At 38.2% G+C, this 26,646-nt stretch carries 21 protein-coding genes; 7 read left to right on the plus strand and 14 right to left on the minus strand.

The features are described from left to right. Positions 1 to 90 precede the first annotated feature (90 nt). The 3 genes from B2107_RS14600 to sucC all read right to left on the minus strand — a co-directional run bounded on the left by B2107_RS14600 (position 91) and on the right by sucC (position 3,805). The gene (locus B2107_RS14600) at positions 91 to 711 is read right to left on the minus strand and encodes an L-threonylcarbamoyladenylate synthase (protein WP_293956399.1); all 621 of its coding nucleotides are present in this window, start codon (positions 709 to 711) and stop codon (positions 91 to 93) included. 149 nt (positions 712 to 860) lie between these two features. Beyond that, positions 861 to 2,306, minus strand: a complete 1,446-nt coding sequence (asnS, locus tag B2107_RS14605) for an asparagine--tRNA ligase (RefSeq protein WP_293956400.1) — start codon at positions 2,304 to 2,306, stop codon at positions 861 to 863. A 305-nt stretch (positions 2,307 to 2,611) separates the two neighbouring features. Further along, entirely contained in the window at positions 2,612 to 3,805 is a 1,194-nt protein-coding gene (gene sucC, locus B2107_RS14610) for an ADP-forming succinate--CoA ligase subunit beta (RefSeq protein ID WP_293956401.1), read from the minus strand. Between the two features lie 172 nt (positions 3,806 to 3,977). On the opposite strand from sucC, the gene B2107_RS14615 reads away from it, so the two are divergent. The 4 genes from B2107_RS14615 to B2107_RS14630 all read left to right on the plus strand — a co-directional run bounded on the left by B2107_RS14615 (position 3,978) and on the right by B2107_RS14630 (position 6,894). After that, the gene (locus B2107_RS14615) at positions 3,978 to 4,628 is read left to right on the plus strand and encodes an ABC transporter ATP-binding protein (protein WP_293956520.1); all 651 of its coding nucleotides are present in this window, start codon (positions 3,978 to 3,980) and stop codon (positions 4,626 to 4,628) included. 46 nt (positions 4,629 to 4,674) lie between these two features. Then, complete coding sequence (locus B2107_RS14620) at positions 4,675 to 5,154, plus strand: hypothetical protein (protein WP_293956402.1); 480 nt, start codon at positions 4,675 to 4,677, stop codon at positions 5,152 to 5,154. An 80-nt stretch (positions 5,155 to 5,234) separates the two neighbouring features. After that, positions 5,235 to 5,762 carry an HAD hydrolase-like protein gene (locus tag B2107_RS14625; protein WP_293956404.1) on the plus strand — a complete coding sequence of 176 codons (528 nt, stop codon included), beginning with the start codon at positions 5,235 to 5,237 and terminating at the stop codon, positions 5,760 to 5,762. 127 nt (positions 5,763 to 5,889) lie between these two features. Beyond that, a complete protein-coding gene (locus B2107_RS14630) occupies positions 5,890 to 6,894 on the plus strand; it encodes a LacI family DNA-binding transcriptional regulator (protein WP_293956405.1) in 1,005 nt (334 codons plus the stop codon). Between the two features lie 71 nt (positions 6,895 to 6,965). Here B2107_RS14630 and lpdA (B2107_RS14635) read toward each other — a convergent pair whose 3' ends face one another. Then, positions 6,966 to 8,354, minus strand: coding sequence for a dihydrolipoyl dehydrogenase (gene lpdA, locus B2107_RS14635; RefSeq protein ID WP_293956407.1), 1,389 nt, complete (start codon positions 8,352 to 8,354; stop codon positions 6,966 to 6,968). A gap of 245 nt (positions 8,355 to 8,599) precedes the next feature. Between lpdA (B2107_RS14635) and B2107_RS14640 the strand changes: the two genes are divergently transcribed. Next, positions 8,600 to 8,899, plus strand: a complete 300-nt coding sequence (locus tag B2107_RS14640) for a DUF3817 domain-containing protein (RefSeq protein ID WP_293956408.1) — start codon at positions 8,600 to 8,602, stop codon at positions 8,897 to 8,899. A 148-nt stretch (positions 8,900 to 9,047) separates the two neighbouring features. Here the strand turns inward: B2107_RS14640 and B2107_RS14645 are convergent, their stop codons facing one another. The 7 genes from B2107_RS14645 to B2107_RS14675 all read right to left on the minus strand — a co-directional run bounded on the left by B2107_RS14645 (position 9,048) and on the right by B2107_RS14675 (position 18,296). Beyond that, positions 9,048 to 9,452 carry an acyl-CoA thioesterase gene (locus tag B2107_RS14645; RefSeq protein ID WP_293956410.1) on the minus strand — a complete coding sequence of 135 codons (405 nt, stop codon included), beginning with the start codon at positions 9,450 to 9,452 and terminating at the stop codon, positions 9,048 to 9,050. Positions 9,453 to 9,518: 66 nt separating this feature from the next. Further along, positions 9,519 to 10,925 carry a dihydrolipoyl dehydrogenase gene (gene lpdA, locus B2107_RS14650; protein WP_293956412.1) on the minus strand — a complete coding sequence of 469 codons (1,407 nt, stop codon included), beginning with the start codon at positions 10,923 to 10,925 and terminating at the stop codon, positions 9,519 to 9,521. A gap of 211 nt (positions 10,926 to 11,136) precedes the next feature. Next, on the minus strand, positions 11,137 to 11,670 hold the full coding sequence (locus tag B2107_RS14655; protein ID WP_293956414.1) for a plastocyanin/azurin family copper-binding protein: 534 nt from the start codon (positions 11,668 to 11,670) through the stop codon (positions 11,137 to 11,139). A gap of 174 nt (positions 11,671 to 11,844) precedes the next feature. Beyond that, entirely contained in the window at positions 11,845 to 13,449 is a 1,605-nt protein-coding gene (locus B2107_RS14660; RefSeq protein ID WP_293956416.1) for a response regulator, read from the minus strand. A 21-nt stretch (positions 13,450 to 13,470) separates the two neighbouring features. Beyond that, on the minus strand, positions 13,471 to 14,031 hold the full coding sequence (locus B2107_RS14665; protein ID WP_293956418.1) for a chemotaxis protein CheB: 561 nt from the start codon (positions 14,029 to 14,031) through the stop codon (positions 13,471 to 13,473). 6 nt (positions 14,032 to 14,037) lie between these two features. Then, positions 14,038 to 14,877: a CheR family methyltransferase gene (locus B2107_RS14670; RefSeq protein ID WP_293956419.1), complete on the minus strand. Its 840-nt coding sequence runs from the start codon at positions 14,875 to 14,877 to the stop codon at positions 14,038 to 14,040. Next, a complete protein-coding gene (locus tag B2107_RS14675; RefSeq protein WP_293956420.1) occupies positions 14,865 to 18,296 on the minus strand; it encodes a hybrid sensor histidine kinase/response regulator in 3,432 nt (1,143 codons plus the stop codon). The genes B2107_RS14670 and B2107_RS14675 overlap by 13 nt, the downstream gene beginning before the upstream one ends. 962 nt (positions 18,297 to 19,258) lie before the next feature. On the opposite strand from B2107_RS14675, the gene B2107_RS14680 reads away from it, so the two are divergent. Next, entirely contained in the window at positions 19,259 to 19,777 is a 519-nt protein-coding gene (locus B2107_RS14680) for a KdsC family phosphatase (protein ID WP_293956421.1), read from the plus strand. Positions 19,778 to 19,779: 2 nt separating this feature from the next. Continuing rightward, positions 19,780 to 20,358, plus strand: coding sequence for a Maf family protein (locus B2107_RS14685; protein WP_293956422.1), 579 nt, complete (start codon positions 19,780 to 19,782; stop codon positions 20,356 to 20,358). A gap of 53 nt (positions 20,359 to 20,411) precedes the next feature. Here the strand turns inward: B2107_RS14685 and B2107_RS14690 are convergent, their stop codons facing one another. From B2107_RS14690 to B2107_RS14700, 3 genes are all read right to left on the minus strand, one after another. Next, positions 20,412 to 22,994 carry a TonB-dependent receptor domain-containing protein gene (locus B2107_RS14690; RefSeq protein ID WP_293956423.1) on the minus strand — a complete coding sequence of 861 codons (2,583 nt, stop codon included), beginning with the start codon at positions 22,992 to 22,994 and terminating at the stop codon, positions 20,412 to 20,414. Positions 22,995 to 23,257: 263 nt separating this feature from the next. After that, complete coding sequence (locus tag B2107_RS14695; RefSeq protein WP_205399713.1) at positions 23,258 to 23,677, minus strand: HYC_CC_PP family protein; 420 nt, start codon at positions 23,675 to 23,677, stop codon at positions 23,258 to 23,260. Between the two features lie 421 nt (positions 23,678 to 24,098). Next, positions 24,099 to 26,564, minus strand: a complete 2,466-nt coding sequence (locus B2107_RS14700) for a phosphocholine-specific phospholipase C (protein WP_293956424.1) — start codon at positions 26,562 to 26,564, stop codon at positions 24,099 to 24,101. Positions 26,565 to 26,646: the final 82 nt, after the last annotated feature.

Here is a 26,646-nt window from a genome sequence, read left to right on the forward strand (position 1 = left end):
GGGTGTAGTTTATGCACAAATTACCAACAATGCTGCTGTTGGTAATTTTGCAAATAGTTGATCAGGGGAATTTCTATTGCAAGTTGGCTTTTATAGGAATTGTTCCAAATCACCTTTTCCTTCACGAATGACATCAAAAGTTCCTTCGGTAACATCGACCACGGTAGATGCTATATTATCGCCATAACCGCCATCTATAACAGCATCTACTAAATCTTCGTATTTTTCGTGAATTAATTCGGGATCAGTAGAATATTCAATAATTTCATCTTCATCGTGAATGGAGGCTGTCACAATAGGGTTGCCTAATTGTTTGACTATTTCACGAACAATGTTATTGTCTGGAACACGGATACCCACTGTCTTCTTTTTGGAACTTAGGAGCTTAGGGACTTTAGTTGTTGCATTAAAAATAAAAGTAAAAGGTCCAGGTAAGGCTTTTTTCAGTACACGGAAAACGGAGGTATCGAAGGATTTTGTGTATTGCGAAATATCTGTTAAATCATAGCATATAAATGATAGATTTGCTTTTTCAGGCTTTAGTCCTCTAATTTCACATACGCGTTCTATGGCTTTTTGTTGCGTGATATCACAGCCAATACCATATACGGTGTCGGTCGGATAGATGATTACACCACCACGGCGAAGAATATCAACCGCCTGTTCTACTGCCTTGGGGTTGGGGTTGTCGTTATATATCTTAATAAGCATTTTCTATTTTTGTTAAGTACCTGAATTAGGTTTAATCTCAAGCCCTATTAAAGAATGCCAATGGGGCAATGGTTACTATCTGTATTCAGATACGCTATATCTAAAAGAACAACAGCCAAAATATTTTGTTTTGGCTGTTGTTCTTTAGATTAAAATTCTGCGTTTTTCGGTGTGCGTGGGAACGGAATGACATCGCGGATATTGGTCATTCCCGTCGTGAATAAAACAAGGCGTTCGAACCCTACGCCGAATCCGGAATGTGGTACCGATCCAAAACGGCGCGTATCCAAGAACCACTCCATTTCTTCTGCAAGAATACCAACTTCAGCCATGCGATCGAGTAAGCGATCAAGATTCTCTTCACGCTGCGAGCCACCGACCATTTCACCAATGCCTGGGAAAAGAATATCCATGGCGCGGACTGTATTTCTTCCTTGTGCGTCCGGCTCATTTTGCTTCATATAGAAGGACTTGATTTCGCGCGGATAGTCGGTTAAGATAACAGGTTTCTTGAAGTGTTTTTCAACCAAATAACGCTCGTGTTCCGATTGTAAATCAGCTCCCCAATCATCAATTAAATACTTGAATTGTTTCTTTTGGTTTGGTTTGCTACGCTTTAAGATTTCAACAGCATCGGTATAGGTAACGCGTTCAAAATCGTTTGTTAATACGAAGTTTAATTTCTCAACAAGGTTTAATTCTGAGCGTTCTGCAGCAGGTTTGGATTTTTCCTCTTCCAGCAAACGATTTTTGAGGAACTCGATTTCTTCTGGACAAGTTTCCAAAGCGTATTTGATGACATATTTCAGCAAAGCCTCGGCCAGATCCATATTATCTTCTAATTCATAGAAAGCCATTTCGGGTTCGATCATCCAAAATTCGGCTAAGTGACGTGTTGTATTTGAGTTTTCCGCTCTAAATGTTGGCCCGAACGTATAGATGTTTCCAAATGCCATGGCGCCAAGCTCACCTTCTAATTGGCCCGATACCGTAAGGTTGGTTGATTTTCCAAAGAAGTCTTCTTTGAATTCAATATCTCCATTTTCGTTGCGTGGCGGATTTTTTAAATCCAAGGTTGTAACCTGAAACATTTCTCCAGCACCTTCGGCATCCGAACCTGTGATGATCGGTGTGTGCATGTAAACAAAGTCGTTTTCCTGAAAAAACTTGTGTACCGCAAATGCTAATGCATTACGCACTTTGAATACGGCATTGAATGTCCCGGTACGGAAACGTAAATGTGCAATTTCACGTAAAAATTCTAAGCTATGCTTTTTGGGTTGTAACGGATATTTTTCGGGGTCAGAGTCGCCGATAATGCTTACCTCAGTAGCTTTAACCTCAACTTTTTGACCTTTACCTAATGATGCTACCAATTGACCTTTTACGCGGACTGCTGCTCCAGTGGTGATACGCTTTAAGATATCCTCAGGTGTATTTTCAAAATCGACAACTGCTTGAATATTATTGATTGACGAACCGTCATTGATTGCTATAAACTGATTGTTACGGAAAGTTCTGACCCAACCTTTAACAACGACCTCTTTGCCAAATTCTGTGGCATTCAATAGTTCCTTTATTCTTGTGTGTTCCATCTTAATTTTTGGAGATTGACTTGTAAAAGATGCTTTGTTAAAAAAGCAATACAAAAATACGCTATTCTGTTGGTTTATTGGCTATAAATGTTGATTTAATTCAATTCACGATGGGGTATTACAGCTCATAGGGCAAATATATTATTGAAATCACAACAGGTGGAGTTAGACGGTTAGGAAGTGAAATATATTTCATTTCTAAATGAAACATAACTTTGATAACGGGGGCTTCATGAGATGCGGTGTAATAACAAAAAGCGCGAATTAAAAATAATTCGCGCTTTTTGTTATGATGATTCAAGGAATTATCCTTTCAATACTTTCGTTACTAGTTCAGCAGCTTCTTTCAATAAAATTGCAGAATAGACTTGTAAACCGGATTCATCAATTAATTTTTTCGCTTCTTCAGCATTCGTACCTTGAAGGCGAACAATAATAGGAACTGGAATGTTTCCAATTTCGCTATACGCATCAATTACACCTTGAGCAACACGGTCGCAACGAACAATACCACCGAAGATATTAATTAAGATTGCTTTTACGTTAGGGTCTTTCAAAATGATATTGAAACCAGCTTTTACAGTTTCAGCATTAGCCGTACCACCTACATCTAAGAAGTTGGCAGGTTCACCGCCGGCTATTTTGATGATATCCATGGTAGCCATTGCCAAACCAGCGCCATTTACCATACAACCTACGTTACCATCTAATTTAACGTAGTTTAGGTTTGATTCACCAGCTTCAACTTCTGTTGGATCCTCCTCAGTTACATCGCGCATAGCTGCGTAATCTGCGTGACGGTATAAAGCGTTTTCATCAAGATTTACTTTCGCATCAACGGCTAAGATCTTGTCGTCAGAAGTTTTCAAGACAGGATTGATCTCAAACATAGAAGAGTCTGTAGAATCGTATGCTTTGTAAAGGGCAGCAACAAATTTTACCATTTCTTTGTGCGCAGCACCAGAAAGACCAAGATTGAAGGCAATTTTACGTGCTTGGAATCCTTGTAAGCCTACTTTTGGATCGATTTCTTCTTTGAAAATCAAGTGCGGTGTTTTTTCTGCAACTTCTTCGATATCCATACCACCTTCCGTAGAGTACATAACGATGTTACGTCCTTTAGCACGGTCCAATAATACAGACATGTAGAATTCTTTTGTTTCGCTCTCGCCTGGATAGTAAACGTCTTGAGCGATCAAAACTTTGTTTACTTTTTTACCTTCAGGTCCAGTTTGAGGCGTTACTAATTGCATACCAATGATGTCAGTTGCTCTTTGTTTGACTTCATCTAAGTTCTTAGCTAACTTGACACCACCACCTTTACCACGGCCACCAGCGTGAATTTGAGCTTTGACAACAACCCAATCAGAGTTGTAGTCTTCTTTCATTTTTTTGGCCGCTTCCACAGCTTGCTCTGGAGTATCTGCTACGATACCTTCCTGTACGCGCACACCAAAGCTCTTTAGTATTTGTTTTCCTTGATATTCGTGAATGTTCATTTGCAAAAATATTTGGCGTAAAAATATAATTTTTTGGGGGATAAGACAAGTGATAAATCGCTCTTTTATCTATTTTTTGACATTTAGACAAAATAAAATGGCTGGAATTGAGAAATAACAGCTTATTTATTCAAACTCGTTGTATCGTAAATTTAGTTATCTTTGCCCTATGATGTTACATGCCAAAGGAATTCACAAAGCTTATGGGTCATTACCGATTTTGAAAGGTGTTGATATCGCTGTTGAAAAGGGCGAAATCGTTAGTATTGTAGGTGCATCGGGGGCTGGAAAAAGTACCTTGCTGCACATTATCGGTACCTTAGATAAACCCGATCAGGGATCGGTTTTGATCAATGGTGTAGATGTCCAAAAATTGAGTGCTAAAAAGTTAAGTGCTTTTCGCAACGAACATATCGGTTTTGTATTTCAATTTCACCATTTGTTGCCTGAATTCACTGCTTTAGAAAATGTATGTATTCCTGCTTTTATTCATGGAAAGGGAAGACTTGAGGCAGAGGAAAAGGCGAAAAAATTGTTGGAGTTATTGGGAGTTTCCCATCGTATTGGCCATAAGCCTGCTGAAATGTCTGGTGGTGAACAGCAACGTGTCTCTGTGGCTCGTGCGCTGATTAATGATCCTTCCATTATTTTGGCAGATGAACCTTCCGGCAATCTCGACTCTGAAAATGCAGCCGCTTTACATCAATTGTTTTTTGATCTTAGAGATAAATTTCAGCAAACATTTATTATCGTTACGCACAATGAGGAACTTGCTCGCATTTCGGATCGAACGATTCATATGCGTGATGGTGTAGTCGTATAATAGATCCACAACATCCTGAAATAACGGGATTAATAAGTATGTTTTAATGAAAAAAATACTCATAACTTTCGGGACTAGGCCTTTGGCGATGCGTATAGCAAAAAAACTAGGCGCTGATTTCGAAGTATTATATGCCAGTTCAGAAGATATTCCCGAATTGCTTTTAGCCTCAGGGAAATATGCTAAAATTCCAAAAGGTCTTCTTCCTACTTTTGCTCATGAGATACTTAAATTAAGTTTAGACCAAGAGGTTAACTATGTGTTGCCTTTGGGTGGTTTTGAGCTCGAACCATTGTCCACTGCCAAAGTTTTATTTGAGGAATATCACATCTCCGTTCTTGTTCCGGATAAGGATTTGCTTGAAACAATACCTGTTATGGAAAACCCTCCAACAGACCTGCCTTATAGACTTCTTTCCAGGGGTAAAGATTTATTGGACTCAACAACTTTTGAAAGATCATTGGATGGCTTGTTTGCTGCCTCTGATTCTGGAGAGGATTTGGCACTAATTTGTGTATCCAAGTAGCCTCTTATTTTGCGTTGCCAATGTTATTGTTTTGTTTAATCGGTGTAGGCGCTGTTCATGTTTTTAAGTTTTAATAGATGATGTTTCCAGAAGAAAAAAAGGTTTATGTTTTTGAATTAGATGATGTTATTTTCGCTAAAAAAGATTACCTACTACAAGTCTATTACCTTTTTGCTAATTTTATAGAATTTACTGAGACGGTTCCCGCTCAAGCAGAATTGATTCAATTTATGAAAGATCATCTCGAGCGTCAAGGAGAAGATTTATTGTTTGAACGTGCACAACAAACCTTTGGATTTGACAAAAAATATAAAGAGAATTTTGAGCGTCTTCATGTGAATGCTATTTTGCCACTGCGATTACAGTTGTTTGATCACATTAATATGCTATTTAAAGCGCTAAAAGCTGAAGGTAAGCAGATATGTATTTTAACAAAGGGAAATCCGCTAGAACAGCTCAATAAAGTAAAATTTGTGGACTGGGGCGAATATGAGAATGATATAAAAGTGTATTTTTTGGATGAACTTATTTTTAGGGGGATTGCGCCTTTGGACTTCCTTGCGAATGAGTTTACTGTTGAACCAAGCGCAATTCAATTTGTAGAATAAGTTCACAGTAAGTATATTTGTTTAATCTACCGAGACGATATTGCCATTATAATCGCAGTCAATATTGTTGAAAAAAATTATGATTAGGGATATAAAAGCCCTATTTTTATATAAAGCCCTTGGATTTATGAATAAAGTGAACAAGCCTGCCACGATAAAAGAAATTGCCAAGAAGCTGAAAATCAGTCCTTCAACAGTTTCTAGAGCATTGAATGATCATCCAAGTATTGGATTGGTAACCACAATGCGGGTAAAAAAGATGGCCGAAGAATTGAATTATGAACCCAATCAAACAGCGATATTCTTCAAACAGCGCAAAACATTTACTATCGCTGTCATCTTGCCGAGTTTGTCTGAACCTTTTTTTTCCTTTGCTATCAGTGAAATTGAAAATGTTGCATCTGAGCACCGATATACTGTTCTAATGGGACAATCATTGGACGATCCCGATCGTGAAGAGCAGATCTTAAAGACATTTAAAAACCATCGTGTCGATGGAATTTTAATGTCAATTGGTAAAAAGACGACTAATTTGGAATTTATCGAAAAATTGGGTGCTTCGGATATTCCTGTTGTCTTCTTTGACTGTGTACCGAGTTTGCCCCATATTAGTAAAGTACAAAGTGACCTTTCTACTGGTATGAACGAAGCTGTCGATGCATTCGTAGCTTGTGGTCATAAAATTATTGCCCTTGTAAACGGACCGAAAACATTGCCCGCGAGTGAAGATCGAAAAGTTGCCTATCTATCTGCTATGAAAAGAAACGGTATGGATATTCTTGATAAGAATATTATCGAAACTGATTTGAGTACGGAAGGAAATGAAAGCGCTATGGATAGTATATTTGCGATGCCTGAGCGACCATCAGCGATCATTTCTTTTAATGATTTTGTAACACTTGACTTGATGAAAGCGGCGCGGCAGAAAGGTCTTGTATTGAACCAAGATATCTTTTTTATCAGCTATGCAAATTATCCGTTATGGCAATATATGGAAAATCCACCAATGGGACGTATTGAACAATTTCCAGGAATGCAAGCGCGGAAAGCAGCAGAAATCCTATTCGATCGAATAGATAATCCTGAAGCCCCAGACCAACAGATCGTCTTTAAGTCGAGGCTAGTTATGTAATCCGATTTATCTGTTCTTCATAAAACTAAAAAGGGGNNCCCCTTTTTAGTTTTATGAAGTTGTTGCAAATACTATAAGTGGATTACCTCACCGTAAGCATCAGCACAAGCTTCCATAATCGCCTCACTCATCGTTGGGTGAGGATGGATCGTTTTAATCATTTCATGACCTGTTGTTTCCAATTTGCGGGCAACAACAACTTCCGCAATCATCTCTGTAACATTAGCTCCGATTAGGTGCGCACCTAGGAATTCACCATATTTAGCGTCAAAAATAACTTTTACAAAGCCATCTTTTGCACCTGCAGCGGAAGCTTTTCCAGAAGCTGAGAAAGGGAATTTACCAACTTTAATTTCATAACCAGCTTCTTTGGCAGCTTTTTCGGTATAACCTACTGATGCAATTTCTGGGGAACAATAGGTACAGCCGGGTATGTTGTTGTAATCGATCGGTTCAACATGTAGACCTTTGATTTTTTCAACACAAGTTATCCCCTCTGCTGATGCAACGTGAGCCAAGGCTTGACCTTTAACGATATCTCCGATAGCATATACTCCTTCGATGTTCGTTTTGTAGTAATCATCTACTACAACACGTCCACGATCAGTTTTTACACCAACTTCTTCCAACCCTATATTTTCGATATTTGGCGCAATACCAACAGCAGATAATACAACCTCCGCTTCGATCACTTCTACACCTTTTTCGGTTTTAATTGAAACTTTGCTCAACTCACCTGATGTATCAACAGATTGAACCTCTGACTTGGTTAAAACAGAGATGCCTTGTTTCTTTAAACTTTTCTCTAATTGTTTTGAAATTTCTTCATCTTCAACAGGAACGATTCTATCCATAAATTCTACGATAGTTACTTTTGTTCCGATAGCATTATAGAAATAAGCGAACTCAACACCGATAGCTCCTGAACCAACAACAACTAAAGATTTTGGTTGTTTAGGAAGTGTCATTGCCTGACGGTAACCGATGATTTTTTTACCATCTTGAGGTAAATTAGGCAATTCACGTGAACGTGCACCTGTCGCTAGGATAGTATGTTTTGCCGAATATTCTTTAGTAGAACCGTCGGCTCCTTTCACATCGATTTTACCACCTTTTTTAATTTTTGCAGTACCATTGATAACGTCGATTTTATTCTTTTTCATCAAAAACTGTATACCTTTACTCATTCCTTCAGCAACTCCGCGACTTCTTTTGACGATAGCTTCAAAATCGGCCTCACCACCTTGAACATTGATGCCGTAATCAGCGGCATGGTTTAAATATTCAAATACCTGAGCACTTTTCAATAATGCTTTTGTAGGGATACAGCCCCAGTTTAGACAGATTCCGCCTAATGATTCGCGTTCAATAATCGCTGTTTTGAACCCTAACTGAGCGGCTCTAATGGCAGCAACATACCCGCCTGGACCACTACCGATTACAATGATGTCGTAATTCATATAAATAAATATTCTGTAGTTGAGTGTTATAGCTTCAAATACCAAGATATATGAAGCCTATATTCATTCAAAAGTACGCATTTTTTCTGATGAAACTGAACAATTTATTGTAAAATTGGCAGTATCTGATAAAACACTGTCGCTGTTTGTAGGTATATGTCACATCTTAGTCAAAGCGGTAAAAATAATAGTTAATCTTTATAGAGAGTCTTATTTTTGGAATTCACAATAGACAGTTTATCATTATGTTAAGAATATTTAGACAGATTGCACTGTGGGAAGCTATTTCCACAATTTGCTTGTTTTTCATTGCTATGCCGCTGAAATATCTCGCTGGAATTCCCGAAGCAGTCAAAATAGCAGGGTCCATTCATGGCTTTTTTGTCGTTATCTTTGTCGTTATGCTAATTATGTCTACCGTAGAATACAAGTGGCCTATCTTGAAGGCTGTTAAATATTTCTTCGCTTCTTTGATTCCTATTTTTGGCTTTTGGGTAGAATTGGATCTAAAAAAGGAAATTGAAGGAAAAAGACAGAAGTCTTAGTCTGCTCGTAATGCAGTATATTGATGCCGGAATCTCCTTAGCGAGTGAGATCGAAAATTGAAATGAACAAAAGCCGATCTGTAAGACGAATAGTAGTTCTGTCTATTATTGACAAGAGACACAAATTTTAAGAGCAACAGGGAGATGTTTAATCATCTCTTCCTGTTTTCTCAATCCCCATGTAAGCATAAGTGATGCTATCCCTGCCATGAGGTGCGGGATTCCCATCCTCATCCAAATTTACAAATACCAGTTTTTCGATCGATAGAATTGTCTTTTTGGATATTTTATTGCGGACTTCACAGCGCATCGTTAAGGATGTTGTTCCAAAATTAATGGCTTCAATGCCGAGTTCTAGAATATCACCTTGTTTTGCTGAGCTTACAAAGTTTATTTCCGAAATAAATTTTGTAACGACTTTTGGGTTTCCAAGTTGAACGATAGCATAGATTACCGCTTCTTCATCTATCCATCGCAGCAATGTTCCCCCAAATAATGTTCCGTTAGGATTTAGGTCTTCGGGTTTGACCCATTTTCTTGTATAAAAATTCATTGTGTATAGCTATTTAAGGCAAAGGGGAAAAGTTTCCTTTTCCCCCTAAGTAATTTATATTAACGCCTAAGCGTGTATTGCTCGATTTGCTGTCGCTGCTAGCGCAGCTTCTTTGAGTGCTTCTGTATAGGTTGGGTGTGCATGGCAAATACGTGCGATATCTTCTGCAGATGCGCGGTATTCCATGGCTACCGTAGCCTCCGCAATTATATCTGCGGCGCGTGGACCAATCATATGTATGCCTAATACTTCGTCGGTTGTGGCATCTGCGAGTACTTTTACGAAACCATCAGTATCGCCAGAAGCTTTTGCACGGCCAGAGGCTTTGAAAGAGAATGATCCTGCTTTATACTTAATACCAGCCTCTTTCAATTGTTCTTCAGTCTTTCCAACAGATGCAACTTCCGGCCACGTATAAACCACTCCCGGAATTAAATTATAATCAATATGTGGTTTTTGACCTGCGATGTATTCCGCGACATATACACCTTCGTCTTCAGCTTTATGGGCCAACATCGCTCCAGTGATTACATCCCCGATAGCAAAGACGCCTTGTACGGCTGTTTCAAGGTGTGCATTAACTGGTATTTTTTTACCTCTTTCTTCTACAGTAATGCCGATATTTTCTAATCCTAACCCTTCTGAATATGCCGTACGACCAACCGCTACGATGCAATAGTCGCCCTCTAAAGTAATTTCTTGTCCCTTCGGATCCTCTGCCGTTACATGAACGACATCGCCATTAGCGGAAGCTCCTGTCACTTTATGGCCCAAATAGAACTCCATTCCCAATGATTTTTTCAAAACACGCTGTAGTTCTTTCCCTAACCCAGCATCCATTGTGCCAATAATGGATTTTGCAAATTCAACAACAGAAACTTTTGAACCTAAACGAGCGTAAACTGAACCCAATTCCAAACCAATCACACCTCCACCGATGACAATAAGGTGTTTTGGTATCTCTTTTAGGTTTAGCGCTTCTGTAGAGGTAATGATTCTTTTTTTATCAACCGGCAAAAAGGGCAATGAAGTTGGTTTCGATCCGGTCGCAATAATTACATTTTTACCAGTGATCTGATCTGTAGAACCATCTGCTTTTGTTATTTTGATTGTGTTTTTGTCCACAAATGAACCTATACCCTGAAAACTGTCAATTTTATTCTTTTTGAATAGGAAGGTAATACCGGCAGTATTTTGTGCAATGACATCGTCTTTACGAGCAATCATCTTTTCCATATCTACTTTCAGGTCTTTCAAACTGATGCCGAATGTATCAAAATTGTGCGCAGCATTGTGGTAATGCTCCGAAGCATCTAAAAGCGCTTTAGAAGGAATACATCCAACGTTAAGACAAGTACCACCAAATGTGCTATATTTTTCGATAACAGCTGTTTTTAATCCTAATTGGGCACAACGGATAGCTCCTACATATCCACCTGGACCACTTCCGATTACAATTACGTCGTATTGCATTGATTACGTTTTATTTTTTTGTACCACAAATTTAATGATTATTAACGGGATAGGAAATCAAAACTTACGATTTGTGACTAAAGCGCCTTACTTTACATTTATTTGATAAATAGCGGGAAACTATACACCATAACAAAAATGATAGGCGTTTGGGAGGGAATATAAATAAAAAAGGTATTCATCTTTTGAATACCTTTTTCTTATTTGGTTATTATTCTGCAACAATTTTGCCTTGCATGACACCATAGTGACCAGGGAAGCTACAGATAAAGGTGTAGACTCCTTTTTCGAGTGTAAACGTGATTTTATCAGTTTCTCCAGGTCCCAACAATTTGGTGTGGGCTGCAATTGAAGATAAAGCCGATTTTGGGATATATTCGTCTGCAGCAGCTGCAGCTGCTTCTGCACCAAAAGTGGGCAGATCAACCCCTGGTTTCAAAATAACTACATTGTGCCCCATCGACTCTTTAGGCATTGTACCTGCATTTTTGAAAGATAATTCAACAGGTTCGCCTGCCTTCACACGGAATAAATCCTTGTCAAATTTCATTTGATCGTTACCTTCTAAAGATAGGCTGTTGGAAATAGCTACGTTTTCAATACCAGGTACTGTTTCTGTTGCTTGGCCTTCTGTCGAAGTTGCCGCTTCTGTACTCGTTGATTTTTCAGACTTGTCACTGTTTCCACCGCAAGAGGCAATTGATAAAGCAACTGCAACTGCTGGTATCATAAAAAGTTTTTTCATTTGAATGATTGTTTGTTTATCTTCTATTTGTTATAGGCATTTCCACTGCCTTCAGCGGTTTAATGATGAAGTTATTATAAACTTTGACCCCTTTCTGGATATACGTTTATGACAAACAACATCAACACATATTGTTTATGTTCTAAAAGTAATCAATTCATTGATAAATTGAAACTAACATTTCAATTTTGACAATAAAGTATCAATTGTTTTATATAGCTTGATCGGATCGAATGGCTTTCCAACAACTTCATTTGCTCCAGCATCAAGAGCTTCCTGTTGTTCGGCTTGCAACACAGAAGCCGAAATCGAAATGATGGGCATATTGGCTATTACCGGATTTGCGTTTCGACGTATTTCTTTGATCGCTTCAAAACCACTCATCAATGGCATATGTGCATCCATAAATACCAGGTCGATTTTTTTCTGATTAATCTCTTCTAGGGCAATAAGACCATTGGTTGCCAAAGTGATATTGCAATTCCAGCTTTTGAGGATATTCGCCAACATGAAACTGTTCAGTTCGTTGTCTTCAGCAATTAAAACCATCGGGAAATTGAACTTCGGTAATTCTGTGTAGAGTACCTGGGTTTCTTTCTCTACAGGCTTATCTTTGATTTTGTCAAAATTACATTCAAATGAAAACACGCTACCCTTTCCGTATTCACTCGAGGCAAAGACTTGACCGTTAAGCAATGCTGCAATCCGTTTTACGATGGCGAGACCTAATCCTGTACCTCCAAATTTTTTGGTAATACTATCCTCGCCTTGTTCAAAAGCAATAAATATTTTTTCAAGGGCATCTTCTGCAATGCCAATTCCTGTATCAATCACCTGAAACCGTAAACAAATAGTGTGGGTGTCTTCTGATAGGAGTTGGATTTTTAAGAGGACAGCTCCTTCAGCGGTAAATTTGAAACTGTTGGAAATGAAATTGGTTAATATTTGTTTTAATCGCAATGGATCTGTCAGAAAATAACTGGTGATGCGATCGTCGACATCAATTGAAAAATTCAGTCCTTTGTAGTTGGCTTTATCAATAAAGAGATTGTTGAGGTCATCTGTAATATCATGTACTGATGTGGATTCCATATTAAGCTTCATCATTCCTGAGTCAACCTTGGAAAGGTCCAGTATGTCGTTGATGATATTCAGCAAATTTTGCGATGCAGAGTCCAGTTTATTGATCCAATTTTCTTGTTCTAAGGTAAGCTGGGAGTTTTTTAGCATCTGTGTAATCCCCATAATACCATTAATAGGAGTACGAATCTCATGGCTCATATTGGCTAAAAATGTTTCCTTGGATTTCCTGGCCAGGTCGGCCTCCTCTTTAGCCTTAAGAATAGTTTGCTTAGACTCCTCTAAAGCAATGTTTTTTTCTTTAAGTTCTTGCTGAATCAGTAGTTGTTGAACGAAAGATTTTACTTTTGCTATAGTAGCTTCTGGATTAAGAGGCTTATACAGATAATCTACAGCTCCGCTATTAAGCCCCTGTAAGAGGTATTTATCTTCTTTAGAAATAGCCGTTACCATAATTGTGATGATATGGTTAGTTTTCGGATTATTCTTTAGAATGGAAACGAATTCAAAACCATTGATGTCTGGCATCTGCACGTCAACGAGTGCTAAATCAATTTGCTCCTTCCAACAAATTTTTAAAGCGTCGTTGGGATCTGTACTTGATACTATATTTATATTTTCTATGTCTTCCAACAGGGCTGTTAGACTGATAATGTTTTCAATTTTATCATCAACAATCAATATATTTATCTTCTTCATTACAGCAAATCTAAATACTATTTATGTCAACTGCTTGATGTAATCTTTAATTTCTTGAATGGTCAAAATACCTTCTTGTGCTCCAAGTTGAATAGCTGCTTCGGGCATGACAGGCACTTCAGCAGTGGTAGGATCTTGTACAAAAGTTTTTCCTCCGTATCGTTTTATCATGAGTAATCCTTGTGCGCCATCTTGATTTGCTCCTGAGAACAATATAGCAATGCAGTTTTCTCTATATACTTCAGCTACAGACTCAAAAGTTACATCAATTGAAGGTCTTGAGTATTGAACAGGTTCAGAGATATCCAAAGAAAAACTATAATCTGGTTCAACTAATAGGTGATAACCAGCAGGTGCAAAGTAAATAGTGCCATTTTCTATTGCTTCTTTATCATCAGCAGTCTTTATTTTTTGAACGAGCGCTTTAGAGAGTGTTTCTTCAATAGTAGAAGCGTATTTAGGATTTCTGTGTACAATGACAATAACAGGTATGCGTATAGGGTGTTCTAATGATTTAAGAATGTTTAGAATCACACTGAAGCCACCTGCAGAGCCCGCTAACAAAAGAATCTTTCTTTCCATTTTCTATTACCCAATTTTTTGGTAAATATTATTTTTTTTGTTTACGATCTTAAATTTGGCAGCATCTTTATAGTTGATCAGAGATTCCTTCGCCCCCAAACAGAGAAAACCCAGGTGACAGAGTGAATGATAGAATAAATCCAAGACTCTATTTTGTAGCTCAGTATCAAAATAAATCAATACATTACGACAGGTAATCATCTGAAATTCATTAAAAACTCCATCGGATACTAAGCTATGTATAGAGAAAAGGATATTTCTTTTGAGACTATTATTAATTGTCGCGGCATTGTACATTGCTGTATAGTAATCCGACAATGAGTTTCTGGGTTCTGTTTTGATAAAGTTTTCCGAGTATTCTTTCACTTTTCCAAGAGAATAAATACCGCGTTTTGCTTTTTCTAGCACTTTCCCATTAATATCAGTACCATAAATGAATGCACGTTGGTAAAGATTTGCTTCTTCCAACAATATGGCTAGCGAATATACTTCTTCACCGGTCGAACAACCTGCGCTCCAAATTTTAATATGGGGATAAGTTGCAAGATAGGGGAACACGTCTGTTTTGATAGCTTTATAAAAATCTGGATCCCGAAACATTTCTGTGACATTTACGGTGATTTCCTGAAGGAAATAGGTGCTGAATCCGGGTTGGTTGATCAAGTTGGATTTCAATTCCTGTAGATTAAATTTATTGAGTTCCATAATTCTCGTTACACGTCTTTTAAGAGATGCTCTGGTGTAACCGGATACATCATACCCATGGAGATTTTTGACTATATCAATAATTTCTTCTAACTCTTCAAAACTGATCATTGCCACATTTTTAACGGTTAACTCAGCCATACACGCATTAAGGATATTAATTTGTCGACGTCAATCGGTTTACTAATATAATCGTTTGCGCCAACAGCAATCGTCTTTTCGCGATCACCTTTCATTGCTTTTGCTGTGACAGCAATAATAGGAATATTCGTAAATTTTTTGTTTGCTCTTATTTTTTCAATAGCCTCGTAACCATCCATAACAGGCATCATAATATCCATTAAAACAAGATCGATCTGGTCATTTCGTTTAAGGATATCCAATGCCTCCTGACCATTGTTGGCAATCTCAATCTTCATATCATAACTTTCAAACGCCGTACTGAGGGCAAAAATATTCCGCATATCGTCATCTGCTAGTAGTACCGTTTTGGAAGCTAAATTGTTCTCAGCAATTACAGCACTTCCAGAGTTGTTGAACATGGTGTATTCGTGTTTACTGCTGCGAATTTTATTTAAGAATAAATTTACCTCATCAATCAGACGGTTGTTTGACTTGGCGGACTTGAGCACCATGGCTTGGCTATGGTGGAGTATTTCAGAAGTTTGCGCTGTACTGAGTTCCATTGCCGTATTGATGATAATTGGTAAATTCTTAAATTGACTGTTCGATTTGATTTCGTTTAGGAGTTCAATCCCTGATCGGTCTGGGAGATTTAAGTCCATAATGATACAATCAAATGATTTCTCCTGATTCAATAAATCGAGTGCTTGTCCCGCACTGAAGGCCTGAAAAATTTGAATATGCTGTTCTTCCAACGATTGTTTGATAAAATCGCTTTGGATTTCTTGATCTTCCACCAAAAGAATTTTTTTCAATGGATGACTTGTTGATGCTTTTATTTTTAAGAAAGTTTCGGCTAGCGATTCTTCTGACACTGGTTTGGACATAAAGCCGATGGCTCCAGCAGAAATAGGTTCATCATGTAAAAATGTTCCTGCCGACATCATGTGTACTGGAATATCCTTGGTGTTATCATTTTTTTTGAGGTTACGAAGTACTTCCCAACCATCCATTTTTGGCAACATAATATCTAGTATTACTGCAGCAGGTAGTAAATTTTCAGCTTTTTGTAAACCATCTTTTCCATCATAGCTGATGTAAACATCATAGCCATTTTGCTCGGCGTAGTCTTTTAAAATATCTGCAAAAATAAAGTCGTCCTCAATAATCAGCAATTTATTGTTTTTTCCATCGTCTTCTATCCTTTGAATTTTTGCAGTGACATTAGTTTCATTCCGCATTAGCGGTGGATAATTATTTTCATTGTCGATAGATGATACTTTTACTAACGGGGTTTGGATTTCCTGTTCTAGCGGAATGCTAAAGATGAAGACGCTACCTTCACCGATTTTGCTGGATAAGGTTATTTTGCCTTTCAATAAATTGGCGATTTCCCGACAGATCGATAAACCTAAACCAGTGCCACCATATTTACGGCTTGTTGAACCATCTTCCTGCTTAAAAGCATCGAAGATAAGCTCTTGTTTTTCCGGGGCGATTCCAATACCATTATCTCTGACCGTAAAAATAAGATTTTGTGTGTCAGCTTTTATTCCAAAAAAAACTTCTCCTCTTTCACCTGTAAACTTAAATGCATTCGATAACAAATTCTTAATGACTTGTTGTATACGATGCTCATCGCCAACAAATTCTTGTGGAGCATTTGAGTCTACATCAAGTAGGAACCGTATATTTTTTGAGGCTGCGGTATCGCTGAAAAAATCTTTAATATAATTTACGAGATAGTTGGTGCTGATACGCTCTTTTTCTACCTCAACTTTGCCGGATTCTATTTTTGCCAAATCCAATAATTCATTGATTAAATGTAAAAGATCTGAGCCGGCACTATGAATAACAGAAGCATATTTTATTTGATCCTCATTGAGGTTTTTCTTTTTGTTATCCTGAAGTAATTTGGCCAGAATGAGAATACTATTAAGTGGTGTCCGCAGTTCATGGCTCATATTGGCCATAAATTCAGATTTATACTTGCTAGATAGCTCTACTTCCTCTATTTTTTGGGCTATCGCCTGACGGGCTTTTTCCAGATCTTCGTTTTGGGCGAAGAGTAACTTCGCTTTCTCATCCAACTCATTATTCGTTTGGATAAGTTCTTCTTGCTGCACTCTAAGTTCTTCTTCAGAGGCTTCTAACAAATGTGTTTTATGTATTAGCTCTTCATTCGTTGTTCTCAACTCTTCCTGTTGAGTCTCCAGTTCTTCGGTTTGTTGTTGAAGCTCCTCATAAAGATCCGCAAGCTTTCCATGTGTTTGGGCTACTTTAATAATAACGGCAATGTTATCTTTTACTTTATTTAAAAAGCTAAACCGCAGTTTTTCGTCTTTCTTATTAATAACGGGGCAGCATATCTCCATGATACCGACACAATGTTTTTCATAAGAAAAAGGAATAATATAAATCTCAGTGTCTACCCGATCTGCCAATGAGGTTTCTAATAAAAGGTGCTTGTTGTTGATATCTTTAATTTTAACAACTTCATGATTGTTTGCAACTTCGCCTAATATACCGTCATTTTCCTTAAAAGTTTGTTTGATATATTGTTTTGCAGAAATGCCGATTTTGTGGCAAAGCTGATATTCCTGATAATTGTCGTCGAAAATATAAACTGTTCCGCCTAGTGCTCTAGTCGACGAGGCAATAGCATGTAGACTTATTTCAGCAATTTTCTTGTCTGTATAATCTCCACGTAACTGTTCATCGATGCTACTGATTGCATTCAAAATCCAGTTATCATTATTTGTTTGTTCCTGCAATAGTTGAAGACTGCTGTTAGACTCCTGTTGACTTTTCACGGTCGCCCTTAGAAATCTTGAGATAGAAGAAATCTTGGAAAGGATATAGAAGAATCCACTTAAACCGATAGCAATGAACAGGTAGGTAATGTATTGGGCTATTTGCAGGTCGTTTCTAGATTTTTCTAAAAGATCTGCTCGTTGATCCAATAAATCTTTTGATATTAGATTAATCTGGCCCAATATAGAGGCTTTTTGTTCGTGAATGTGATTGGATCTAAATTGAATTTCTCTTGTATCTGCAATATCTTGCTCAAAGTTATAAAATGCTGAAATTTCTTTGCGTAATATTTCAATTTTGTTCAATGGGAAATGATAGAAATCATCTTTAAAACTTAATGAACGGAGCAGTTCATCGGTTTTTCTTAATTCCAATTTGTAGGGAATAAATAACGAAGCATCTTTCTTATTCAGGTAATCAAGTTTGACATCATTTACTTCGTCTACATTTGATTTAATTTCATTAATAGTATTAAATCTATTTTCGGCGATTTGAACGATAGTTCGCTCGTTATTTAAGTTATGATGCAGCGATATGAAAAAATATAGGGCTGAAAGGAATATAAGCAAAAAAGAAATGATCACTCCTAGGGTAATTTGCTTTCTATAGTTTTTTCGATTCATGTGAGAATGAGTTTATCGTTTTACTTTTCTGTAGGTAATGTTTTTTGATTGTACCTGGGGAAAAAGATATATGTAAAATAACAAAAAAACTTGCTATTAATCAAAAGCTGGAATAGAAACAGCGCTATAGAAAATTCCAGAGGCATGCCAAATGCATCAATGCCAACACGACAGCCGTTTTTTCTTACCGATGTGTAGCATGGCATGTTTGCGTCTTATTTTTTAGTTCCATCATACGCAGATCAAGCGGTGTTCAAATCCGCCCTTTTAACATTGCTTGTTCATTGCTCGTTCAGTACTTCTTCATTGCTTACTCAGTCGCTACTGAAAAAACAATGACTGATCACTGTCTAAAAATTGGCCGAATAATGAGATTAGGGGTAACTTGGTATCAAGTTGCATACAATTTGATTATCACGACGGTTATTGATATAAGGGGAAAAATAACATCATATAAAAAAGTTTGGACTAAGGTGATAATGAATCAATTTCAAAACCTGTGTACTGAGCCAATAATTCAGTCAATCTGGACAGGAAGAAATGCGTGTAAAAACAAAACCCTGATGATGGGCACCAGGGTTCGTTACTAACCAATTATAAACCTAAATTATGAAAAGACTTTTTACAGGCCGCTAAACTAAATTAGTTGCCGTTTTTTTTACTATGAAAACTAAAATGATTGTTTTTTTATCTTTTGCAATCAAAACGTGAATAACGTCTTTGATTGGTTGCTATTAGTGTTTCATAGTGAGATAACCTTTAATTATCTTCAACAAAGATACAGTAAATATGCAGTAGCCTCCAAATATTTTTTCCAATAAGTTGCTAATACAACTATGTTGTGACACACAAATGATATTTCGACTAATTTGGATAATTATTTGACAGCCTTGTTCATTGGATTGCCGTCATTACTCGAATTATTTATTAGAAATGCTTTACATTTACAAAAATATATTTTTATGATATTGACCGAATTTAAATCGATAAAGGCTTTTGTATTGGATGTGGACGGTGTGTTGACTGACGGAACCGTGCAGGTAAATGAAGACGGACATCAATTGCGTACCTTTAATATTAAGGATGGATACGCGATGCAGTTGGCAATCAAAAGAGGTTATCCGATTTTTATAATTACCGGCGGTGGATCAATTGGTGTTGAGAAGCGTATGAAAGGGTTGGGTATCACTGAAGTACATTCAAAAGTAAGTGATAAGCTTTCAAAAATGAGCGAACTTGCTTATACTTACAAGTTGGAATTAAACCAGTTGATGTACATCGGGGACGATATTCCTGATTTCAGCTGCATGAAAGCAGTTGGCGTGGCTGTTTCGCCAGCGGATGGAGTAGAAGAAATTAAGGGAATTTCACATTATGTGTCTGGCTTTTGTGGGGGTAAGGGAGTTGTGCGTGAAATGATCGAAAAAGTAATGAAAGTGCAGGGTAATTGGTATGAGGATGAAACGATAAAAAGCATATAAGAATGTTGGAAAATATAAAAAATACTACAGTGATATTAGGTTCTCAATCCCCACGGAGAAAGCAGTTATTGGCAGGGCTTGGCCTGACATTCGAAGTTGAGGTAAGGGAGACAGTAGAATTTGTTGATCCAAATCTTTCAGCTATAGAGGCTGTTCGTCAAATAGCAATCTGTAAAGCCGAAGCATTTAGGAATAGGGTAGATTGTTTGATTATCTGTGCCGATACGGTTGTCGTTTCTGATAAGGGCGAAATTTTGGGTAAACCGAAAGATAAGCAGGAAGCTATAGCAACCTTGACAAATTTGTCTGGTAAGAAGCATTTGGTATTGACTGCAGTAGCGATCTTGTGGAAAGGCAAGATTAGCACTTTTGTAGAAAAGACGACAGTCTATTTTTATGGATTAAATCTGGATGAAATCGAATATTATGTTACTAAATTTGAACCTTTAGATAAAGCTGGTTCTTATGGAATACAGGAATGGATTGGATTAATTGCCATAGAAAAAATAGAGGGAGAATATAATAATGTAGTCGGATTACCTACGGCAAAGCTCTATCAAGAATTGAAAAAGTTAATATAAAAAAGCGGCTTTTGCCGCTTTTTTATTAAGATTTGATTTTTTTAGCTTAGTTGTTATTTGATGAAATAACGAACACCGGTGTAGAACATGCGTCCTGTTAATGGACCCCAAAGCATCGACGTATCAAAATAGTTTCCAAAGGGTTGATCTGCTGCGAGGATTGGCATACGTTGAAAATAATTGGACAGATTTTCTCCGCCCACATAAACGGTGAGGTTTTTCTCTTTCCCAAACGTTTTGCTAATCTGTGCATTCATTGTTGCGTAAGCCTTTGATGCTGTAGGTATTTGATATTCAACGGGGTTCTCTGCTGTTGATGGAATGCGTTTTTGTCCAACTACATTTAATGTATAATCTACACTCCAGCCAGCATGGTGGTTATAGGCTAGGTTGACAAAGCCGCGGTGTTTAGCCAATAGGGGTTTGGTCTTTCTGCCACTTTCAAAATCAGTCTGCACATCAAGTAGGCGATAGGCAAACCTCGTTTCAAAATGAGCAGCTGGCATCAAGCGAAATTCTGTTTGCAAACTATTGGAGAAAGATTTTCCATTCAAATTATAAAAATTGATCTCTCGGGGATTTTCGTAATCGACCACGACCTGATTAGAGAAGTTGTTGTGGAAAAATTCAACGGATGCCGAAGCCTCGCGACCAAATATTTGTAAACTTTGGTCTATCGCTATTCCGCTATTCCAAGAGACTTCAGGTTGTAGGCCATAAGCTTTATCGTATATATTAGGCGATTGAATAATCAATTTTCTACTACTTGCCAAGACGGCCGTATTCTCTGCAAATATATTTGCTGTACGTTGACCTTTTCCTGAGCTAGCCCGGATTGTTGTTCCCGAAATCGGTGCATAACGTAAATGGATGCGTGGTGTTGTAAACCATCCATACAGGGAGTTGTAGTCTTGGCGGAGACCAATTATAGCATCAAATTTTTCTGATGGACTATAGGTATATTCTGCAAATGCACCCGAAACAACCTCTTTGCGTTTGAAGTTTTTATCTTTTAAATACCATTCGGTGTAGTTGTCATAATTAATGGATGCTCCAACACGATATTTATGTGCAACAGTTCCGATAATATCTTGAAATAAGAGGTTGGCATAGCCATTTTGTTGTTCCGAATCGTAGTTATTAAGCCCAAAATAGCTTTTCTGATTATAGTTTGATCCTGCGAGTTGGAGACCTATGCTACGGTGCTTATTTTCGGGGAACACGTAACCAATTTTAGCAAAACCTTCTACGCGTTCAATATCAAATCCTAAACCATAGCGATTTGTGGTTCCCTTATCAGTTTTTTCGTTGAAGTCAATCTGCCCACCAGTACGGTCGTCATTGAGATATTTAACCCCAAATTGTACCATCAGCCCTTTTCCATTTTCATAAAACCAGCGGTTGACACCGGAGAATAAATTGCCTACAGGTATATCTCTAAACCCGTTGTGACTAAAGTTCATAGACTTATTGTACATAAAATTGTCGTGCAATAAAACTGCCGTCGACCAATGTTGACCAATTTTTTGGGAAAGATTTAAGTTTACATCTGTGCGGCCCATGTTGTTCGCATAGGCATTAAAAAACAATCTTTCCGAATTTTGAGGTTTCTTCAGTTCAACGTTGATCTGTCCGGCCATGTTTTCGAAACCGTTAGCTACGGAACCTATGCCTTTCGCTATTTGAATTGATTCAATCCACGTTCCTGCAATAGAATTTAAGCCTAATGGAGAAGCCAGTCCACGCGGGCCGGGTAAGTTTTCGACAGTTAATTGGGTGTAAATACCACTCAGGCCGAGCATTTGAATCTGTTTACTACCCGTTACAGCATCAGCATTGACGACATCGACAGAAGCGTTAGTTTCAAAGCTTTCACTTAAATCACAGCAAGCTGCTTTAAAGAGCTCTTTTCCCGTGAGCACTTCTAACCGTGCAGGTGTCATACGGTCAATATAGTTTGAACGACGTGTTCCTTTGACCTCAACTTCCATCAACACATTACCCTTTGCTGTAATCATAATGACTTCATGCAGATCTTTGATGGTGATGGTGTCAGGTTTCATTCCAACGTAGCTTACCACCAATTGGTCGAATCCTTCTTTATGGTCTAATTTGAAAACACCATTTTCGTTTGTCCTTGTATTTTTGGTCGGAAGGTTTGTCCAGTGTAAATTGGCGCCAACAATGGGTTTAAGATCCCCCTTTTGGTTTTCTTCAACCACAACCCCGGTTACTGTATGTGGATGATCGTGATTGTCGGTCGTCACCATTTTTTTTTCGGGTATTTTCCCATTTTCCAATCGCGGATACATACAACATTCATGGAGCTTAGCATAGGATTCATCAGTAGCAACTAAGTTGTCTACATCATGGCCAACCTGAGCAATATTTTTCTTGATAGATTCCAGTTGGACTTTCTGAGGATTATATTTGATCTGCAATAAGTTATCGCTTGCATTCCAAACGGCCATTTCTACACCATGCATTTTCGCTGCGGTTTCAATGCGTTTTTTACACATGGCACAATTCCCAGCTACGGTAAGCGTTGTCGTACTGTCGGTCTGTGCTTGTACAAATGTCAGAAAAACGAAAAATAGGATGGTTATTGTATATATTTTTTTGAAAAATTGATTCATTGCTTTATTACGAGTATTTGCTTCAACTAGCATTTAATTTTTACCTTCATGATACCGCGCAACCACATTCAAGGGGTACGGATTTATTTTTTCAGTTCTACTATTTTTGCTGATGATTTAAAATCCACTGTTTTTGTTCCGTGACAAGCTACGGAAAGATCAATGTTGGGAATGACAGTCTGCCGTTCTCACGAAATATAAAAACTATATTGGACTTCGGTCAATTCAAGAAAATGAACTGTGTTCGGTGAAAAGAGGTGATATTAAATTCTAAAATTTTGATTGAGAATAAAAACAGGTGGGGTCTGTCTATTGTCGCTCGCAAAATCGGTATACTTTAGTTTAGAAAAATCGTCTTCCTCCCCAGAGAAATGATAATAATTAAGTATCCAATGAAGCGTAACTATTGCGGGAGAAAAAGTGTTAAAATCAAGATTTTGTGTTACTCGGCTGAAGTGATCGACCTTTTGTGCTTCGATCTTAACATCTTTACAGCTTCCTGTTTCATGACAGTGGTTCTGCTTTTTTTTTGCAGACTTGGCACAAAGAGGGCAGGCCATATTATGGCTTTCCGATAACGATACACTTTTTGTTTCCCCTTGGCAAAAATGAAGATGCAGTGAGGCACCACTTGCTGCGAGCAAATAGAAAAATAAGCCGATAAATAGTGCAATTTTCTTCATTGAAGCAAAAATAGAGAAAATATGTAATTTTTTTTTGTAAAATTTTGGATAAATGTTATAACTTGTAGAAACAAATGAAAAACCAAAAATTACCAGAGTTATGTATGTATTATTTATCAATTCGGTCGGCTCATACTTATTAGCTATCTTTTTGATTGTTGGGGCAGTACTCTTATACAAGGGATTCTACCATCTCGCTCGTCGTATACAGGAATAAATGATTGGATCTTCTTTTCGTGTAGTTTTATGACTTGAATGTGCTTTAGCTCTGCTGAAGGTAGCCGTATTCTTGTATGTTGTATTCGAGATCAATCGTTCTGTAAAGCTGTTTAGTAAGGTCCTTGGAATATATTGTGGGTGTCAGCAGCAAAGTCAAGTAAACGTGGGCTATCCAGTCATTTTGAACAGCCCTTCTCTTTATTTATCGATCGAATAAGGGATCGCTTTTGCCTGCATTTCCAATCTCGACACGACCGGCATAGTGTTCCACAAAGTTTGGAAAGCCGGCGCAAGTGAGTTGGAAGTCATACCAAAAGTGTTGATTAGCCAAATCAAAATGTATGATGATAGTTTGTCCAGCTTTAAGTTCCACGTTCTTTTTTTTCTGACCATAGCTGACATCTTCGAATATAAGTTGCTGAGCTGTTTTTCCATGATTTGTACAGGAGAAAGATAAACGGCCACTAAATGCTGATTCGTTTTTACACTTTTCATACGAGCATCGTATCACCACATGTGGATTATTCACATCGCCTTTAAATTCGCGATAGAATCCATTTGGACCGTAAATTTCGAAATGATATATTTCTTTTTCGAAGTCATTAAGTGACCAAAGGTCCGTTATACTGTCTCCTGGAGAAATAGCATAATTTCTTGAGGTTCCAACTTCTCCTTTGTAGCTAGCAGCATGGTAGACTGTAAAAGGTGAGCCCGCGGAATGCTCGCCAAAGATTTTATTTGAAGCCTCAAACGTGACCAAGTAATTCCCTTCGGGTTGGTATTCGCCATGCACATAAAGTTCATAAGGAAGGATACACGAATCTCGGAGTCCTTTTTCTTGTTTCGGGAAATAGGGCGAACTGCCGGGGTCTTCCTCTATATGTTTGATCTCCATTGCGCTGAGCGCTTTGAAGCCCATGGGAAGGCCTTTGAACTTGGCTTGGTGAATCTCTTGGATAAAAGGTTCCCGTTCTAGCACAATCGGTTTGTTAATGGTTTCGCCATGGTAAGGCCTAAATGCCGAAGTTAAATCTCCACATACGGTACGCCGCCAACTGCTGATGTTAGTTTCTTTTATATTTTTATTGATTTTGTGGTTAATAAACTTCTCGAGGAATTGTAAACTGGAGGTATGGTCAAACACTTGCGAATTAACCCAGCCGCCTCTGGTCCATGGAGAAGCTATGATCATCGGTACCCGATAGCCAAGACCGATATTGCTTGCTCTGCCGCTTTCAGGATAATATTGCTCATCGCGGCGTACAAATTCCAACGCAGGGTTTATTCCCTCGGATACTTTTCCGCTTTCTGCATCATCAGGATTTGGTGCGGTAAAGGGTGCAAAGTGGTCAAAATACCCGTCATTCTCATCATACGTAAGTATAAAAATAGTTTTTTTCCAAACTTCAGGATTTTGGGTAAGAATGTCCATAATTTCGCTGACATACCATGCGCCAAACCAAGGAGAATCAGGATGGTCAGAAAAAAGCTGCGGTGGAGCTAGCCATGATACGGTTGGAAGTTTACCTTCCTCGACATCTTTTCGGAATTGATACAGAACATCCCCTTTAGGGATCTGTAACTCGCGCTGTTGCTCCCCATCTTGATAATGCATTGTTTCCAATTCCATATACTCAGGTTGTGCGCTGTTATTAACAAAGGCACGGCGATGAATATCTTTTGTCCGTTCATCGAGCTTTTCAAAGTTTTTGGCGGTATATAACTGTAGTTCCTCTAGCGTATGTTTGAGATTTTTCTTTAAATTTTCAAGTGCTTCGGCAGCTGTTGTTTCACTGATTTTGCGTTCGAGATCTTCTTTTTTTAATATCAGGAGCTGACGATAGCGCGGATGATATTTGACCTGATATTGTGGAAAGTACTCCATTGGGTTGCAGCCAAAATTGGCTAGCCAGCTGTTTGCCTCACCACTATATCCGGCACTGCTCGAAGAAATTTCATTTTGATAGATCTTCCAGTCTACACCTAATTCCGAAAGGCGTTCGGGAAAGGTTGTCCATGTTGCCTTGCCACTAAACTCGGAGTCACCGTTCCAAACCAAGGCTTTTCCCGTCAGATTTTCCCGGATATTAGCAGTCCAGAAGTAAAGTCTATTGGGATTAGTACCGGTGATACTTGAACAAAAGTGCTGATCGCAAATGGTGAAAGAGTCTGCGAGTGAATAGTAAAAAGGAATATCTCCACGGGTATAATGTCCCATAGTCAAAGGCAGATTGGCAAACTCTTTAAATCCGGAATGTTTGACATCCAGCCATCTGTTCATTTTACCATTATTCCTTGCGTCGGTTTGGTCGGTCCAATTGTGTGGCAGGCAACCCATCCAGGTAACTTTTGAATCTTTGATATCCAACCGAAAGGGAGCAAATGTTTCTCCGGATTTTTGCGTCTGAAACCAGACTTTATTCCGATTGGGTTGCCGGATAGCTCGAGGATCATTAAAACCTCTTACACCACGCAGTGTCCCAAAGGCATGATCAAAAGAACGGTTTTCCTGCATTAATAAAACTACGTGCTCGGCATCGTAAAATGTACTGCCCAAGGCTGGATTTATGGCCATCGCCTTCGCAATAGCGGATGGAATAACATGGGAGAGAGAGGCCCCTCCAGCAAGCATAGCTGCTTTCTTTAAAAAATCTCGTCGAGTATCCATAGTTATCAGTATTGATTGACTGGCTGTTTATTCCTTGATGCATCAAGGCAGCAAAGTTTTTCGCTTTGAAAAAAATATATTT

It is taken from the genome of Sphingobacterium sp. UBA7855 (assembly GCA_002500745.1).
Taxonomy (GTDB): Bacteria; Bacteroidota; Bacteroidia; order Sphingobacteriales; family Sphingobacteriaceae; genus Sphingobacterium.

What these genes read in the sequence shown, in the direction of transcription:
- B2107_RS14600 (WP_293956399.1), bottom strand. Translation starts at nt 711, where the DNA reads ATGCTTATTAAGATATATAACGACAACCCCAACCCCAAGGCAGTAGAA.
- asnS (WP_293956400.1), bottom strand. Translation starts at nt 2,306, where the DNA reads ATGGAACACACAAGAATAAAGGAACTATTGAATGCCACAGAATTTGGC.
- sucC (WP_293956401.1), bottom strand. Translation starts at nt 3,805, where the DNA reads ATGAACATTCACGAATATCAAGGAAAACAAATACTAAAGAGCTTTGGT.
- B2107_RS14615 (WP_293956520.1), top strand. Translation starts at nt 3,978, where the DNA reads ATGTTACATGCCAAAGGAATTCACAAAGCTTATGGGTCATTACCGATT.
- B2107_RS14620 (WP_293956402.1), top strand. Translation starts at nt 4,675, where the DNA reads ATGAAAAAAATACTCATAACTTTCGGGACTAGGCCTTTGGCGATGCGT.
- B2107_RS14625 (WP_293956404.1), top strand. Translation starts at nt 5,235, where the DNA reads ATGTTTCCAGAAGAAAAAAAGGTTTATGTTTTTGAATTAGATGATGTT.
- B2107_RS14630 (WP_293956405.1), top strand. Translation starts at nt 5,890, where the DNA reads ATGAATAAAGTGAACAAGCCTGCCACGATAAAAGAAATTGCCAAGAAG.
- lpdA (WP_293956407.1), bottom strand. Translation starts at nt 8,354, where the DNA reads ATGAATTACGACATCATTGTAATCGGTAGTGGTCCAGGCGGGTATGTT.
- B2107_RS14640 (WP_293956408.1), top strand. Translation starts at nt 8,600, where the DNA reads ATGTTAAGAATATTTAGACAGATTGCACTGTGGGAAGCTATTTCCACA.
- B2107_RS14645 (WP_293956410.1), bottom strand. Translation starts at nt 9,452, where the DNA reads ATGAATTTTTATACAAGAAAATGGGTCAAACCCGAAGACCTAAATCCT.
- lpdA (WP_293956412.1), bottom strand. Translation starts at nt 10,925, where the DNA reads ATGCAATACGACGTAATTGTAATCGGAAGTGGTCCAGGTGGATATGTA.
- B2107_RS14655 (WP_293956414.1), bottom strand. Translation starts at nt 11,670, where the DNA reads ATGAAAAAACTTTTTATGATACCAGCAGTTGCAGTTGCTTTATCAATT.
- B2107_RS14660 (WP_293956416.1), bottom strand. Translation starts at nt 13,449, where the DNA reads ATGAAGAAGATAAATATATTGATTGTTGATGATAAAATTGAAAACATT.
- B2107_RS14665 (WP_293956418.1), bottom strand. Translation starts at nt 14,031, where the DNA reads ATGGAAAGAAAGATTCTTTTGTTAGCGGGCTCTGCAGGTGGCTTCAGT.
- B2107_RS14670 (WP_293956419.1), bottom strand. Translation starts at nt 14,877, where the DNA reads ATGGCTGAGTTAACCGTTAAAAATGTGGCAATGATCAGTTTTGAAGAG.
- B2107_RS14675 (WP_293956420.1), bottom strand. Translation starts at nt 18,296, where the DNA reads ATGAATCGAAAAAACTATAGAAAGCAAATTACCCTAGGAGTGATCATT.
- B2107_RS14680 (WP_293956421.1), top strand. Translation starts at nt 19,259, where the DNA reads ATGATATTGACCGAATTTAAATCGATAAAGGCTTTTGTATTGGATGTG.
- B2107_RS14685 (WP_293956422.1), top strand. Translation starts at nt 19,780, where the DNA reads ATGTTGGAAAATATAAAAAATACTACAGTGATATTAGGTTCTCAATCC.
- B2107_RS14690 (WP_293956423.1), bottom strand. Translation starts at nt 22,994, where the DNA reads ATGAATCAATTTTTCAAAAAAATATATACAATAACCATCCTATTTTTC.
- B2107_RS14695 (WP_205399713.1), bottom strand. Translation starts at nt 23,677, where the DNA reads ATGAAGAAAATTGCACTATTTATCGGCTTATTTTTCTATTTGCTCGCA.
- B2107_RS14700 (WP_293956424.1), bottom strand. Translation starts at nt 26,564, where the DNA reads ATGGATACTCGACGAGATTTTTTAAAGAAAGCAGCTATGCTTGCTGGA.